This is a genomic window from Levilactobacillus tujiorum, from assembly GCF_012641185.1.
GTDB classification, from domain to species: domain Bacteria; phylum Bacillota; class Bacilli; order Lactobacillales; family Lactobacillaceae; genus Levilactobacillus; species Levilactobacillus tujiorum.
In genome coordinates this window covers 86,860-101,913 of sequence record NZ_JAAXLK010000001.1, presented here as the reverse complement: position 1 = coordinate 101,913, position 15,054 = coordinate 86,860, and the positions used below count along the sequence as shown (strand labels likewise).

General features: G+C 46.8%; 10 protein-coding genes. 4 read left to right on the top strand and 6 right to left on the bottom strand.

Annotated elements, in window-relative coordinates; all coding sequences use genetic code 11:
• Window positions 1-874 precede the first annotated feature (874 nt).
• Window positions 875-1,060 carry a hypothetical protein gene (locus HF569_RS00430; protein ID WP_168900899.1) on the top strand — a complete coding sequence of 62 codons (186 nt, stop codon included), beginning with the start codon at window positions 875-877 and terminating at the stop codon, window positions 1,058-1,060.
• 906 nt (window positions 1,061-1,966) lie between these two features.
• Here HF569_RS00430 and HF569_RS00425 read toward each other — a convergent pair.
• The 5 genes from HF569_RS00425 to HF569_RS00405 all read right to left on the bottom strand — a co-directional run bounded on the left by HF569_RS00425 (window position 1,967) and on the right by HF569_RS00405 (window position 8,387).
• Window positions 1,967-2,170, bottom strand: a complete 204-nt coding sequence (locus HF569_RS00425) for a hypothetical protein (protein ID WP_168900898.1) — start codon at window positions 2,168-2,170, stop codon at window positions 1,967-1,969.
• Between the two features lie 397 nt (window positions 2,171-2,567).
• Entirely contained in the window at window positions 2,568-3,260 is a 693-nt protein-coding gene (locus HF569_RS00420) for a class A sortase (protein WP_168900897.1), read from the bottom strand.
• The gene (locus tag HF569_RS00415; protein WP_168900896.1) at window positions 3,261-4,043 is read right to left on the bottom strand and encodes a class C sortase; all 783 of its coding nucleotides are present in this window, start codon (window positions 4,041-4,043) and stop codon (window positions 3,261-3,263) included.
• Between the two features lie 23 nt (window positions 4,044-4,066).
• A complete protein-coding gene (locus tag HF569_RS00410; protein ID WP_168900895.1) occupies window positions 4,067-5,512 on the bottom strand; it encodes a SpaA isopeptide-forming pilin-related protein in 1,446 nt (481 codons plus the stop codon).
• 4 nt (window positions 5,513-5,516) lie between these two features.
• Complete coding sequence (locus HF569_RS00405; RefSeq protein WP_168900894.1) at window positions 5,517-8,387, bottom strand: MSCRAMM family protein; 2,871 nt, start codon at window positions 8,385-8,387, stop codon at window positions 5,517-5,519.
• 323 nt (window positions 8,388-8,710) lie between these two features.
• On the opposite strand from HF569_RS00405, the gene HF569_RS00400 reads away from it, so the two are divergent.
• The 3 genes from HF569_RS00400 to HF569_RS00390 all read left to right on the top strand — a co-directional run bounded on the left by HF569_RS00400 (window position 8,711) and on the right by HF569_RS00390 (window position 11,750).
• The gene (locus HF569_RS00400) at window positions 8,711-9,499 is read left to right on the top strand and encodes a hypothetical protein (RefSeq protein ID WP_168900893.1); all 789 of its coding nucleotides are present in this window, start codon (window positions 8,711-8,713) and stop codon (window positions 9,497-9,499) included.
• 437 nt (window positions 9,500-9,936) lie between these two features.
• Window positions 9,937-10,341 carry a winged helix-turn-helix transcriptional regulator gene (locus HF569_RS00395; protein ID WP_168900892.1) on the top strand — a complete coding sequence of 135 codons (405 nt, stop codon included), beginning with the start codon at window positions 9,937-9,939 and terminating at the stop codon, window positions 10,339-10,341.
• A gap of 152 nt (window positions 10,342-10,493) precedes the next feature.
• Window positions 10,494-11,750 (top strand): oxidoreductase, encoded by a 1,257-nt coding sequence (locus HF569_RS00390; protein ID WP_168900891.1) that lies wholly within the window; start codon window positions 10,494-10,496, stop codon window positions 11,748-11,750.
• 340 nt (window positions 11,751-12,090) lie between these two features.
• Here the strand turns inward: HF569_RS00390 and HF569_RS12585 are convergent, their stop codons facing one another.
• The gene (locus tag HF569_RS12585; RefSeq protein WP_168900890.1) at window positions 12,091-14,154 is read right to left on the bottom strand and encodes a MucBP domain-containing protein; all 2,064 of its coding nucleotides are present in this window, start codon (window positions 14,152-14,154) and stop codon (window positions 12,091-12,093) included.
• Window positions 14,155-15,054: the final 900 nt, after the last annotated feature.

Below are 15,054 nucleotides of genomic sequence, written 5' to 3'. Positions count from 1 at the left end.
TGGGCAATACGCAGATTCCAGTACCGCGCGAGCCTGTATACAGGGATCATCCCCGTATACATGGGGAATACAGACCGCCCTGTCTAAAGAGTGGTCGTGACACGGGATCACCCCCATATGCATGGGGAATACGTCTATCACTTCGGGGGATGGTTGGGCGAAGTAGGATCACCCCCATATGCATGGGGAATACTAAGACCGGGCATCTTGTACTGTAAGGCACGTGGGATCACCCCCATATGCATGGGGAATACACTAAACAAACGTTGTTATACCGCGATTCTAAAATCGTCAATGCCTATATTTTATTTAACTTGTCCCGAAAAAATGCTACGTCAGAACCGTATTACTATTCCACTAGCTATAGTCTTTATTATGCTGTGTACAGCAGACAATAGCAACCATTTTCTGAAAACTAACTAATTATCATCAGAACTATATTCATTTTCAGAAAACTCTTGACTCTATCTGCAATATCATACATTATGAATTTATACCAACAAGAGAGGGCACTCATATGAGCAAGAAACAAAAGGAACCTTCAACCAGCACAAGTTTAGCATCTCATAAACAGTTTCTCTACCTGATCATGGCGCTTGATTTATTCGTATTGCTAGATGTTCTTAAACAACTTATCAAAATGTGATCAGTTGCTATATGAAATTCAAATATGTAAATAACTATGATGGGGTGAGAATATGTCCACTAAGAAAGAGGATAAACTCAATCGTCAAATTATGCGCTATAAGTTTTATTGTACATTGGCTTCTACTATAGGCGTGGCACTGATTCTATTAGATATTTGGCTCAGGATTAAATAACCATTCTATTACCCATCATGTGTATAATTTTGCAAAAGGAAGGGATAATTTAAATGCCAGTTCAACCGTATACCGCCGCGAAACGCGCAGCTAACAAAAGATGGGACGAAGCTCATCGCGAACGAAAAAATTACATCAGTGCACGTGCCACTGCCCGTAGTTTTATTAGAAAAAAAGCGACACAAGAGGATCTGAAAGAATTATTAAGTATTATTAATGAGAAATTCAGCAACGACTAAAATACATCCCCTTTATCTTGAGTGTTATCTTATCAAACATTATTGGCCAAAAACTGCTTTCAAAATTACTAGCCCCACCAAAAAGCGTCATTAATACTCACTACTAGTGAATATTTAATGACGTCTTTTTATGACACGCTTATGAAATCTGAAAAAACAAACTCTCGTTTTATTATCATTTCGCATAATAATATCTGCATTGCACGACAATAACTGCATCACATAATATACCAGCCTCATCAACACATCGTGCCCAATCCACCTGATATTTTCAGGCTACGGTTTACCAATTATCTTAACCGGAGATCTGGGATGTCATCAATCAGTTTATTGATGGTTTTCAACGTTTTGCGACCTTACAACGGTCAGTATCGATATTCATTCTAGTCCTGCTCAGTAAAAGCAACTCTCTCAATCTTCCTTTACAGCCGGCTGCCAATCTTCAAATGATAAAGTCTTTACATGACTACCATTCATCTGATCAATCGACTTATCAAGTGCCTTACGATTTTCATCAGAACCTAAGATATAAAGCGTCTCTTACCACGATTGAAATTCCGACTCTGACATTAAAACAACATTTCTATTTTGAGGCTTGGTAATAATAATATATTCATTGTAATCTACTACGTCATCAGTCAAACTCTTTAGATTTTTTGAGCGTCTGCAATGTTGATCGCTGTCGTCACCATAGATGTATCCCGCCTTTTCTTAAGTCACTGTCGTTATATTAAGAAAAGTGCAAAAAATGTACACTTTTATATTTTTGTACAAATTAAAGCGAATTCAGATCGAATACAACCTTCAACTATCGAAAATCAGCGACATTAATATTAACCCTCGTATACACGGAGAATACGTAAATGGCAAAACCTAAAAAAACACCCACCAAGGAGTGCAGTCAGTTTATCGTTTAATTTTGCCCAATTTTATATCGGACCGGATTTCAGCAAGAGCCTGTTCATAAGGAATACTCAAAATATCAGCTATCTCTCGGGCGCCCTCCTCAGGTGTAACCCTTTCTGTCACTTTAACAAACGGAGTTTCATCTTGTACATCAATAGGAAGTGGACACTCTTTCTGTAGCTCTTGTATTTCTGAATGGGTCATTGCTAAAACCTCCTAACTTTAACTCCATACTTCTTACCAAGTTTAGTATAAATCGTGTCTATAGCATCATCAATGGAATAGCCCACTTTTGGTTCTGTTTGGATAAGCTTAGGATCACCCCCGTATACACGGGGAATACCCGTGGCTCCCCAGTAACCGTTGCCGCTTCCAAGGATCACCCCCGTACATACGGGGAATACACTAAACAAATCCCGTCAGACCGCACTTTAAAAATCACCAAAACCCAGTTTTCATTTAACTTACTCCCTTAGCATACATCAGCATCCGGCCACCGACAATCTCCAATTTAACGCAATTTATTCATAAGTCCTTCCCACTGAAAAACAGGCAACACCCCATCAGACCAAGTCTCCGAGGTATCACCTATTTTTTACTCTCATCCCCGCACCGTCGCCCGCGTAACGGATTGGAGTTTGCCCTGAACGACCAGTCGCTTAGGTTCATTGCGTTTAGCCGAAGCACAGGTCACCAGTGTCACCAACTTCTGACCGGGAACATCGTCAATCACTGCCGTCTGGTGGCGATCAACCACCCGCACGCTGGTCACGCGGTAGCGGTAAACCTGCTGCTGATTCGACAAGTAGACGTGGTCACCCTGCTGTGCCCGCTCTAGTGGAGAAAATAACAACTGCCGCGCCGTCATATAGTGCCCCGCCAAGGCATAATTGCCCTGACCCATCCGCTGATCGGCCTTAAGCGTACCCGCTCCACGAACCAAAACAGTGTTACTGACCCCAATCCCAATCGGCAAATCTAAGCCGACCGCCGGAACTCGCAACTGACCGACAGCCTCATACTGCCGACTGCCCGCCAGCTCCTGCAGGCTATACCCCGCAACCGACAAGGGATTTAGCTGACTCGTCTTCGTATAGTCAAATGGTGCCGTCTTGCCTTTAGCCGCTCGCGTGGCGCGTTGGACGCTCTCCGTCGTCATTTCACGCACCGCTTTTTTACTAAGTTGAGTCACCGAGAAGCTCTGCGTCAGCGCTAGCAAGACCAGACCACTCCCGATGAGAAAGACCACCAGCAACCACCAGGAAGCTTGGCGACGATGTTTACGTGCTGTCATTTAACTTCCCTCCCTTGAACGGCGATAGCGCCGGTAGCCAGCCCAACTGCCACCGACAATGAGTAATCCCGCGAGCACCACCAGCCCAATCTTATACCAATCCCAGACAAATCTGCCGCGGGGGATCGTCTGCGTGTCGTTAGGGATCCGCTGGCCCGTCACCAGCAGCCGGTGCGTGTTGATCATATACGGCGTGCACGTCATTAACGTGACCTGATTTTTTCCCGCCGTCCGCGCCACCGGTTGTTGCGCGTTGGCTTTTACCGTCCGCAGCGTCGTGACCTCATAGGTCATCAGACCATACGCGTTCTTCAGGTAGAACCGGTCGCCTTGCTTGAGCCGCGGAAGATCAGTGAACAGCTGTGCGCCGGGCAAGCCACGGTGGGTCGTGATCAGACTATGCTGATCCGTTTTACCCTGGGGGCTATCCGTCCCGCGAACCAGCCCCGCATACTTCTGTAAAATCCGATCATTCGTCCCAGCAAACACGGGCAACTCAACGTTAATCTTAGGAATGGCGACCAGCGCCACCGGTGTCTCCTCAACGAACCGCTTATTTTTACTCTGAAATGGATCCTGGACCGCCGTGCGATTAGCCGTCGTCTGCCGCTGTAACGCCTGGCGCAGCGCCTTTAGCTGAGTCGCACTCGCCGTATCCAATTGCCGCTTATACGCTGTGAGGACTCCCTGCTGGCGCCAACCAGTCACCATATTACTTACGGCCGGGTAGCCAATCAGGCCGAGGCCTAAGCAAAATAGTAAGATGATTAGCCATTTTCGCATGTGGCGGTCCTCCCTTCGTTAAGCTAGCTGTTTTGTCGCCGCTGCCGGTAGTACAGGTAACCTGCGCCGCCCATCAGAAGCAGACCCACGATGAGGAACAGCCAGATGCCCATGCCCCCGGTAATCGGTAAGGCATACCGCTCGTTTTTAATCGTCACGAGCTTCGTTGCTGAATTAATTTCAAAGGCCGTCGCTTCCTTTAATAACGCGTAACCAGCTGGCGCCTGCGTTTCGATCAGGTTGTACGTCACCTTGCCATCCCGCCGGTCATACACGTAAGGAACGCCCGTGAAATCAAAGGTTCCATCCGCTTTCGACACTAATTCCGTGGCCACTTCTTCGCTGGCCACCCATTTAACAAACGTCCGACCATCAAAGACTGCCCAGTAACGATCACCTTTCGAATCAACCTTTTGAACTTTAAATTTCGCGCCGGCTAAGCCCTTGGTTGGATCCTGTCCATCGACCTTTTTAAATTCAGCACCACCGAGAATCAAGTGATTCAGAATCCCAATCCGCGTGCCGTTAATCTTAAAGTAAGAGCTATCCGGCTTCATGCTCGTCGGCGTCACGTTGCCTTCCTTATCCACCGTAAATCTCAGCTCGATCTTGCCACTAGTCACGTCGTCTTGGTTATACCACGGGTGTTTAGCAATTGAGGATTCCGTCAACACGTATTCCGTTTTAACATCCAGATTACCGAATGCAATGTCTCCCTGATCGTCAGTCGTCAACTCGACCACCTTGCCAGTTCCATCTGCCCGGCGTAGTTCAAACTCGACGCCACCTAAGGCCACGTAGTCCTCGCTAGTCGGCGCCGTAGGATCAACCCCCACCTTATGAATCTCGGGATCAATGTTTCCGGCAATCACGTTCTTCGGGTACAGGTGAATGGTTGCCTTATCGCCCAAGGGTAAGCCAATGATCATAGGCGCTGACAACGCCGTTAGGTAGTCTGCGGGGGCCTGTGTTTCCATGATCAGGTAGAAGCCGCGGTTCGACAGGTCCGGGAAAGTTAACAGACCACTGTTGTCCGTCAGCGTCTGGCTCGCTACGTCTTTCAAATTGTACTTGTTCACAAAAGCTGTTTGGGCGTCCAGGACTTTTGCTGGGTCCGTCTGACCATCCAGCATCTCCGCAATCAGCTGGTCCCGTTTTTCCTTAAACGTCTGGGCATCCGTCTGCCCGCTGACCACACCCCGGTCTTTCAACACGGCCGTCACATCGTAAATACTGTACGTGACGTCACCATATTTGCTGGCGTCATATGGGGTAATGCCCTCGGGGAGCGTGACTTCATCCCCCGTGTTTTGAATCGTCTTATCTGATTTATTTTCCATCTTGTGCAGTTTCATGGTAACGGTATCCGGTGCAGCACTAGCAGCTTGGGCGGTGGCGTGGCCGCCTAAGGCAAGACCACAGATGGCAAAGGCCGCAACGGCGAATTGACGTAAATTTGTGAATTTCATGGGGTTATCCTCCTCTAGGGTGAGTGCGCCAAATGGCGAGTGACGATAGGGTGAGTATGAGCCCTACAACAATGAACCAGATGATGCCCTGTCCACCGGTAACGGGTAGACTGTACGGGTCGTTTTTAATCTGGTCGGGGGTCGTTTGTGCTTGGTCGGAAATGGTAAAGTCATGCGTGGCGCCGAGCGTGTAGCCGTCTGGCGCCTTGGTCTCAATCAACTGATAGTTGCCGTGGGGTAATCCGGTGACCTTGAAGGCCCCAGCCGTGTCGCCCGTGAGCTGCGTCGCCTGCTCTCGCTGATCCACCGCCCCCGTCAGTTGGCCGTTGCCGTCAAACGTCAGATACTGCCCATCCGCATTTCGAATGATGAACTCAGCGCCAGCCAGGTTCTTATGGGTCGTCCCATCAATCTTCTGGAAGCGGTAGTCCCCGCGTTTAAGCTGGTTGGTTACTGTGATCACCTGGCTGCTCGCATCGTTGGTCAGGTTGACCTGGTCCGCGTTACCGGCGATTTCCCAGCGTTTGTCCGCCGCGTTGTACGCTAACGTAAAGCTATCGCGTGCGGCATAACCGGCCGGAATTGCTTCGGTAACTGTGTAGGTCTGGCTCCGATCGAGATCACTCAGGATGAGTTCGCCCTGCTGATCCGTCGTCCGCGTGAATGCCAGCCCATCTGCCCCCTTGAAGGTAAAGGCCACATTATTCAGGGGGACGTTGGCCGCGGCATCCCACGGCAGATCGCCCAGTTTCTTCAGCGTCAACGCCATCGGGTCACGGACGAAGTGGGTGACCACTTCATTCGTATCCTTTTTCCAGGTATAGTTTTCTCCCGAATCAAAGGTCACCGTGGCTTGATTCTTAAAGATGCCGATGAATTGGTCGTCAAACGTTACCTTCATTTGAAAGGCAAAGGGATTGCCGTCAAACGTTAACGTCTCGATTTCCTTGTTGGACAGCTCATAAGTCACGTGGCCGTCCGGCGTAATCGTCACCTGGCCCCGATCCTCAACCGAGATCGGCTGACCGTCCGTGTTGCGGAGCTGAATGTCGGCTGCCTTGACCGTCATCCCCGTGGGGAGTTGATCGGTCAGGATAATCTTGTCCGGCTTGGCGATTGACTCGTCTGGAATACTGTACGTCGGTTGGTAAATGGTGTAATAGAAGCTGCTCATATTTTCACGATCACGGTCGATCGTCACTTTATCGAGGTTATTGTGCGCCACCCCGAAGTCAGCGGTACGATGGACCGTCTTCTGTGGTGCTTCGGGCTCTAGTGGTACCACGTAGCCGCTGGAAAACGACTGCCAAGTAAAGCCAGACTCACTCTTCAACATGAATTTATGAGTCGTTCCCTCCAGTGGGAAGGAAACCGCACCCCGTTCATAGTTGGTGGAGCCTAGGAAGTCTCCCCACTGATTATCACCCGTGTAGGGCTGACCGGCCTCCCAAACACCGACGCCAATGCCTTCGTACCAACCGTTGTTGTGGTCTTGGACCAGCGACTCAACGGATCGTTTTCCAGGCAGACCTGATCGTGTCCCCGCCCATTCGTGTTCGCCCGGCTCGTTACCATTAAGTGAGCCAAAGGTGAAGTATGAGCTGTGTTCCTTACCGTCAGTTGGCGCCAGGAAGTTCAAGGCTTGCGTGCCATCCGCCGTCGTAAACGTGATGTCGATGTCGAAGCTCTCGATCCCGTTGTAAACGATGCCGGAGTAGAAGTTGTTGGAGAAATCAATGTAGCGGTCGTCCCCAGCCGGCGTGCCCGAGTTGTAAACAATATTAGAAATCGTCACGAGCGCCCCCATCTGTTGATCTGGCTTCTCTAGCGTAGTGGAGGTGGTGTAAGCCCCCACGTTACGGTAGAAAATTTCGATGGTGTCCGTCTTGGCTGACTTTTCTCTGAACACTACGGCATAGGCTTTAGCCGCTTTATCCTGTTGGTAGGAGTAGTAGTACTGGTCCCCGTAGGAGTTGTTCCAGTAGGTGTTGCCATCCGCGTGGGCTTGCTTAGGTCCGACCTGTTCGGCCTTGGGGTTATCACCTTCTAAGAGCGTGCCGCCTAGCGCCAGTTCTGAAGACCAGCTACCGATCTGGATCTGGCCGCGGTGAATATTGATCGGCTTACCCGTCAGATTGTCACTAGGATTAGCGGCGGGTGCGACCCGGCTGATCTTAGTCTGCGGGGTCGCCTGGGCCTCCGCTTCATCGTCAGTCGCTGAGGTTGCTGACTGACGAGACGCCGTGGCCTGTTGCGATCGCGTTGACCGTGACCGCTGCTGCGTTGATTGCGACCGTTGACTCACGGTCGTTTGTGAGCTAACTTGTGACGATGACTGTGACGGATTGGAACTGCTGCTATTGTTATGCTGACTGCCAGTCGTCGCAGATTCTTCCGTTGCATCTTCAGCCGTTACCGTCACCTTGGGAAGCTTGAACGTTTCGGCCGTGTCCACCACCTGGAGTTCAAGTTGTAGTTTAGCGATGAGGAGAGGATCGGTGACTTTTAGGGGAACCACCACGTTCACCGTCAGCGGTTGATCTTGGTCATTCTTGAAAATCAAATGCCGGTCCCGATCAACTTCGGCAGTCACGGCTTGGGCCGGCTTCAAATCGGTGACTTTGCCAGGAACCAAATCGGCGTGCGTTTGATCCTTCAGCGTAATCGCCGTCTCGCCCGTGGGTAGCGCCACCATCAGTGCCAGTTGTAGATCCCCCGGCTGATGGCTGGCGAGCGTTTGAACCGCTTGACCACCTCGATCTTGGAGGATCGCTGTTTCAATGACACTTGCTCGCTTTTGAGCATTGATGTGCAACAAAGGCGTCAAGCCAATGAGACAGCCTAGTAATAAGAAAATTCGTAGCCAGTTTTTCATGGGGAATACCTCCATATCGAAGCGGGTTGCGCGCTGTTTTTAAATTTCTAGCTCAGAATAGCAGTGAAATTTGAAAAAATTATGAACATCATATGTATTTTGTAATATTATTAATCTTATTAGTGTGTTACACAGTGAATGGATTGTTGCGCCAAGTAAATTGTTTTATGGTTGCGGGGCGGCCTTTTTACTATAGTGATAACGTGAAGATTGATCGTCCACACCCTATTCGAAGAACCTTTTTAACGGGGAGCAAGTCGCGTACGGATCTAGTCAGCGTTAACGGGGCGTGCTATTCTGTAAAGAGATGGGAGGAATCAGAGATGAAAAAGGTTAGATTGATTCAGGGACTGGTCATCTTAGGCGCGGGTATCGGACTATTAGGTACGGGGAGCCTGTCCGCAGCGGCTAGTAGCCAGTACTCGGCTGCGCGATCTAAAAATGTGCGGTTAGTTTGGCGAAAAAGTATGAAGCAACATGCCTATCGGGCCACTGCGGGTGCGCGGTATTCTAGACATTTAGCCATTCGTTACAGCTACAATCAGGCCACGGCCAAGGTGACCTGGTACACTGATGCTCACGAGAAAATGTACAAGAAGCATCAGGGGCACTCGACAATCTATTATCACGTCAAGAGCACCGACGGAAAGTTGCAGGGCTGGATCTGGCGGGGATATTTGAAACCCGTAAAAGCCCAAATGCCAGTAGTAGACAAGTTAGCCGTGACCGCGAAGACCGATCCGAATGATCCCGGGGAACTTGCGCCCATTGCTAATGAACGATTGCTGGACCAAGAAATTCTCAGTCTGTTCCCTGGAACGATCGAGGATAAGGCTTTGAACGCCCAAGCTGGTAGCGTAGTTTACACCAGCGATGGTGAGAAATCCCCCACTGTTAAGCCAGGGCAAGTCTACATTCGCTTATACAACGCCTCTAACGTGATGGATACTGAGAATTACGCTAACCTATTGACCAAGGCAGGCTATCCCGCGACTAAACGCAATCAATACCGTGGCTGGCATATTGGTGTACGCGCCCAGACCGACGACGGCTATGGCGAAGGCGTCAATCAGGGGGATGCGGCGATTTTCTTGGTACGGGGGAATAGGTAGGTGACGATACTTACCGCTTCTGACATTAAGGAAGAATTTGGAATACTTAAGCATTTCGAATAGACAACCTTTGAAAGAGAGCTACCCGAAACATTGGGTGGCTTTTTCATTTCTATCTGATCTCCACTCCAACAGTTAGGCGTGCTTTGTGAGAGCTGGTGCCATGAGTATTTTAACGGATTATTGATTTCATCATGACTTACTCTCTCTGGAGGCACTTAAATGATGGCAATGTTTCACATGAAACATTGCTGGCGACTGTTGCACTTCAATTAACAATTCGTCATACTAAAATTACTTCGTGATAATGGTGTTCAGTCTAACTTGAACCCAGTTGGCGATAAGAATTCATTATCAATTAGGTTCAACTCACCATCTATTTATTTTGAATTTGCAATTTATCTTTAAGGTATTCAACCAAAAGGAGTGCATTTGAAATGCAGACGAAAAATTATTTTTTAGGATGTAATTATATTATCGATTTAGTCGATGGCAAATGGAAACCGTCCATTATTTGCTCGCTCGGTTTGGGCGATAAACGATTTGGTGAGCTTCGTCAGTACTTTATGCGTCTTTACGGCGTGGCTCCGGCCGAAAAAGTCTTGAGTGAACAACTTCATCAACTAATTGATCACAAGATCGTTAAGCGAACCAGTTATAACGTCATGCCGATGAAAGTTATTTATTCATTAACCGACGAAGGCAGAGCTTTAAAAGTCCTATTAATTCAGATGACCCAATTTGCAGAATCTATGCAGGATGATTCTGTCCATTTCAAATATAGTTCCAAAGCCATGTTGGGATTAGTCGACCTGGATTTACAAGAAAACTTGGCTGATTAGGAATCCTCCCTCGCCGTAAAATGCCTTACCCTACCTGTGCCGTATTACTTACTTCTAAGTAAGCAGCTTACAAAGAAGTGCCTACTATTCGTAAGTGAGGTGCCGGGTTATACTTAATGTGTGAAGTAATAAACAAAAAGGAGTTTTCAACTATGAGTAGCTTAAATGATCCGCTAACATTTCGTCATGGCGCAACTGTTGATAACCGATTCGTCCTCCCACCGATGCTGACCAACAGTGGTGAAGACGGTTATATTACTCCAGACACTCTTGATTATTATCATGCTCGTGCTAAATCTGGCGGTCTGGTCATGACTGAGTACATGTATGTCACAGAAACTGGTGGACCGGCGATGACTTGGAAACGCGGCCGAGAACAATTAGCCGCCTATGACGACAAGTTTCTGCCACAACTGAAGAAGCTGGCTCAGGCAATGAAGTATTCCGGTAGCAAAGCCATTATGCAAATTGCCCATACAGGCCGGGAAGCCAACTATCGTGCCATGCAAGGGGAAAAAGTTTACGCACCAACCGGCTTAGAAGACGGCAGCGATTTTCCATTTCTTGATTACAAGGTTCATTCACTATCAGATGACCAAATTAAAGAAATAATTGCCGGCTTTGGCCAAGCCGCTAAACGGGCCATTGACGCCGGATTCGATGGTGTCGAAATCCATGGTGCCAATCATTACCTTATTCAGCAATTTGTATCCGCTTACTCAAACCAGCGTACTGATCACTGGGGCGGCTCGGCTGAGAAACGCATGAATTTCCCATTAGCGGTGGTTAAAACCGTCATGGAAACCGTCAAAAAGTATGCGCCCAAGGATTTCATTGTTGGCTACCGCATTTCACCAGAAGAAATCCATGGCAAAAACGTCGGTTATACTTGGCATGAATCCACTCAGTTAATCAATGAAATCACTAAGCAATTCGATTTAGACTACATTCACCTGTCAATGTTGAACTTCGATGCAAAGCCTGGTGATAATTTATTACTGGATACTGATGGCGAGGCCGACAAGAAGTTTAGAGACTCTGATAAGCCATTCGCAACCCTCTTCAAACCATACTTAAACGGCAGTAAAGAGATTATCGTTGGTGGGATTGATAGCAAAGACAAGGCCGAATCAGCTTTAGCATTGGCTGACTTAGTCGCTGTTGGCCGAGAAAATATTATTGATCCGCAGTTTGCCGAAAAGATCTTAAATCATCAAGAAGACCAAATCGTCACTTCATTATCCATTGAACAGACTAAGAAGAACCATATGACGCCAGGAATGATTGATACCTTCTCGGCTTCGAATACGGCAATTCCACTACCGGGTGCTGAAAACATCCAACCCCTACATCAAGGATTTGGTGGCTGGACTGAAATGAAATATCCAGACAATAGTGAAACTAAGTAATTATATGGAGCACTCGTAGAAAAGTAAGAACTAGACTTATCAATCTCATCGTTTTTAAACCCTCGCTCAGCTGATTAGCTAGCGAGGGCTTTTTGAATAGAATTTTAATTTCCTGAATCTTTACTGAACTCCCACTGGATGCTTACTTGTCTAATAGAAATGCTGTTTCACATGAAACATCTATCAATTCTAAATCAGCACCCAGGAATATTTACCGACCATACCGATATATCGTACCAGCCGCTATAACTATGACGTTTTCTTCTTCGATTAAAGTCTTTAGCCTTAGAAATTTCTCAAAAAAAGCCCAATTCAAAAATGAACTGAGCCTTTCAACACATTAATTACGCTTCCGAAATACTAACGTACCCAAACTTCCAAGCAACACTGCCAGTCCTACCACCGGCGAAACAGACTTATCGCCGGTCTGCGGCAAGGTTGTGGCCTGATTATCTGACTTGGCAACCTGTTTAGCTGGTGTATTCCTGGTAGCCTTGGCAGCTTGACCATTAGTCTTCAATACCGCCGGCTTAACTGCTGGCTTGGTCGCTACTTTGTCGCCAGTATTATCGCTGGATTTTTCAGGGGTGGTTGGATCGGCCGGGGTAACCGTTGCGCCGTCACCATCGTTAATGACCTTCGTATAAGTAAAAGTGACCGTTTGATCATTAGTAGTGAAGCTCCCTGTAGCATTGACCTCACCAACCGCTTGATAACCATCGATCGTCGGTGCAGCAATATCGTATCTGTCGCCGACCTTCCCGGATTTAACAAATTGATCTAAGACATTGCCGTCCTTATCAACGCTCACGACCGTTACAGTCCCTACTGCATCAGGCACTGGATCAATTGGTGTAATCGGCTTAGCATCCGCTGTATAAACGTAAGTAACGTCAATTGGCGTCTTGGATAAGATTCCCTTAGCATTCTCCGGCGTGGTCTTCAGCTTGTAGCTATCAATCGCCAGCGGCACCGTCGCATAGGCATCACCCACTAGGCCATTCACTTGGGTGTCGTCATGAATCGTAACACCTGTGTCATCAACATAATGAACAGTAACAGGAGCTGCCGTGGTCGCCATTTCATACGGTTGAATGATTTGGAAATAGTTGTAATTGTCCTTAGATTGAACCTTCGCCGTCAAATAATATTTGTCAGCCAATGGCGCTACTCTGAGATTTTGATATGTGGTTACGCCAGGTTCTTGAGCCTTGATGTCGGTGTACGTCAGGCTACCATCGGCATTGGCTACTGGCGTTCCGCCCTGATAATAAATGTTGAACATATCTGGTAACCCATCATTATAGTTCGATTCATTGATACACAGGACCTTGTTAGGGATTTGAAGCGCATCATGTTCTCCATTTTTGGTCACAACCTTAACGTTGACGGTGGCCGTCGGATTGTTTGGATCAATCTTAATCGTCGGCAAGACTAGCACTTGATTAAAATCGCCAAATGTTACGGGCGTTGCCGCAAACGAACGACCAATAATCGGTGAGAAGTCCATAATGCTATTATAGTTTAAATAAACAGATTTTAGCCCTGTCATGGTGACTAGTGGCGTGATATCTTGGATTCGATTATGCTGTAAATCTAAGTCAGTCACATTGGTTAAATGGGCTAATGGAGAAATATCTACAATATCACCACGATACTTACTGGACCCCAAACCAAACGTTGTTTTCAAGTTGATGGTGTTGAGTCCAGTGGCATACTGTAAGCCATCCAATGAAAATGCAGTCTTACCATCAATATAAGTATCTAACTTGTTCGTTTGATTACCACCAACTGCTTCCAACTTACTCAATTGTTTAATATTATCCTGCGTTATTTGATCAACGCTCGTCAAATTCAACTCTGGGAATTCACGTTGCAAATTATAGAGGACAATCCATTGTAGTTGCTTATTAGGCATCCACTCATCAATCGATTGGTCCGCTTTGACAATCGGTGTCGGTGCTGGCGTCTTAACAGCTGGCATAGCAGCCGGTGCATAAGATCTGTAAGATTGCTTAGGAGGCGTCGTCTCCTCTTCAACCTTATCAGGAACTTTATTAGGAATCTTATCAGAACCCGTAACAGGACTGGATTGAGTATTCTCATCTGTATCATTAATACTCTGCGTCGTCTTAGCAACCGGATTGACTGGCTCAGAATCCGTCTTCTCTTCATCATTTGACGACATATTTTCGCTACTCTCTTCCGCAACAGAAGCGTCAGGTTGCTTCGAGACGGTATCCTTTTGTACGACCTGCGGCTGATCAATAGTCTCGCTGGTATCCGCGCAGGCCGTCATAGGCATAGCCAAGGCGAGTGTAGCGCTTACAATCCCGGCAAACGCCCAAAATTTCCCCTGCTTATACATCTTATAGTGACGTTTACTATCATTTACATGCTTCACTACTTTTCACTCCTCACTAGTACTTCTAGCCTTCATTTGTGATTGATTATGTAATGGTTCATGGCAGCTACTATCAGTATAACGGCTAAGTCAGAAAAATACTAGATTATACCTAAAAACTTTTCTCCGGTGGCACATTTTAGATTTAAGTATATTCGATCGTTTAATCGTTTAATTGACAGCATTTAATTCAAAATCAGTTTTAATTTTTCATCAAAGATCCTCAAATATATTGCATTCACACATGCACTGTTGTGGTTAACTCAATGATAAATGAAGCTGCAATTGAAGAGACACCTAATTCTAACGAGATTGGATACGCAAACCACCGATGCTTAAATTTACGTTTGATTTCAACAACCACTCTTCGTGGCAATCGCACTATCAGTGGTAAAATGCTATTATTCAAACTACAAGCGTGTGTATTTGAAGAAGACACTGCATCGGATTGGTAAAGGAGTATTATGCGAGTTGATACTATTTTTTCAATAATTTACTTTGCTCTATTTGTCGTATTTTACATAATCGCCATACCTAAGATTTTTGTAATCATCTATTTTATTCTTGGCGTTGTCGGATTTATCTACTTCGATCATTACCAAAAAACGAAGAAAAAATAGGCTTTAGTGCCCAGTAAAGAACGGCCTTAGAAGTCTGTAAAGTGACCCCCTAGAATTGGAGTAAATCCAACTCGAGGGGGCCTTCTATGCTTTCAACCAAAATCAGACAACAAGTCTTAATTAAATACTTCCGCGGGAATTGATTCAGAAGTACCGGATAAAAGGCTATGAGACAGCAATCGCCTAATACCACCCGATAAAAACAAAATTGGCCAGCATATTTTCGGTAAAATACCGGGAACATGCTGGCCAATTAGTAGCTTAGCAAGTCACTCCAATT

Excerpts from the sequence above, each read along its gene's own strand:
- HF569_RS00405 (WP_168900894.1), bottom strand. The coding sequence starts at position 8,387 with ATGAAAAACTGGCTACGAATTTTCTTATTACTAGGCTGTCTCATTGGC.
- HF569_RS00410 (WP_168900895.1), bottom strand. The coding sequence starts at position 5,512 with ATGAAATTCACAAATTTACGTCAATTCGCCGTTGCGGCCTTTGCCATC.
- HF569_RS00400 (WP_168900893.1), top strand. The coding sequence starts at position 8,711 with ATGAAAAAGGTTAGATTGATTCAGGGACTGGTCATCTTAGGCGCGGGT.
- HF569_RS00425 (WP_168900898.1), bottom strand. The coding sequence starts at position 2,170 with ATGACCCATTCAGAAATACAAGAGCTACAGAAAGAGTGTCCACTTCCT.
- HF569_RS00420 (WP_168900897.1), bottom strand. The coding sequence starts at position 3,260 with ATGACAGCACGTAAACATCGTCGCCAAGCTTCCTGGTGGTTGCTGGTG.
- HF569_RS00415 (WP_168900896.1), bottom strand. The coding sequence starts at position 4,043 with ATGCGAAAATGGCTAATCATCTTACTATTTTGCTTAGGCCTCGGCCTG.
- HF569_RS00395 (WP_168900892.1), top strand. The coding sequence starts at position 9,937 with ATGCAGACGAAAAATTATTTTTTAGGATGTAATTATATTATCGATTTA.
- HF569_RS00430 (WP_168900899.1), top strand. The coding sequence starts at position 875 with ATGCCAGTTCAACCGTATACCGCCGCGAAACGCGCAGCTAACAAAAGA.
- HF569_RS00390 (WP_168900891.1), top strand. The coding sequence starts at position 10,494 with ATGAGTAGCTTAAATGATCCGCTAACATTTCGTCATGGCGCAACTGTT.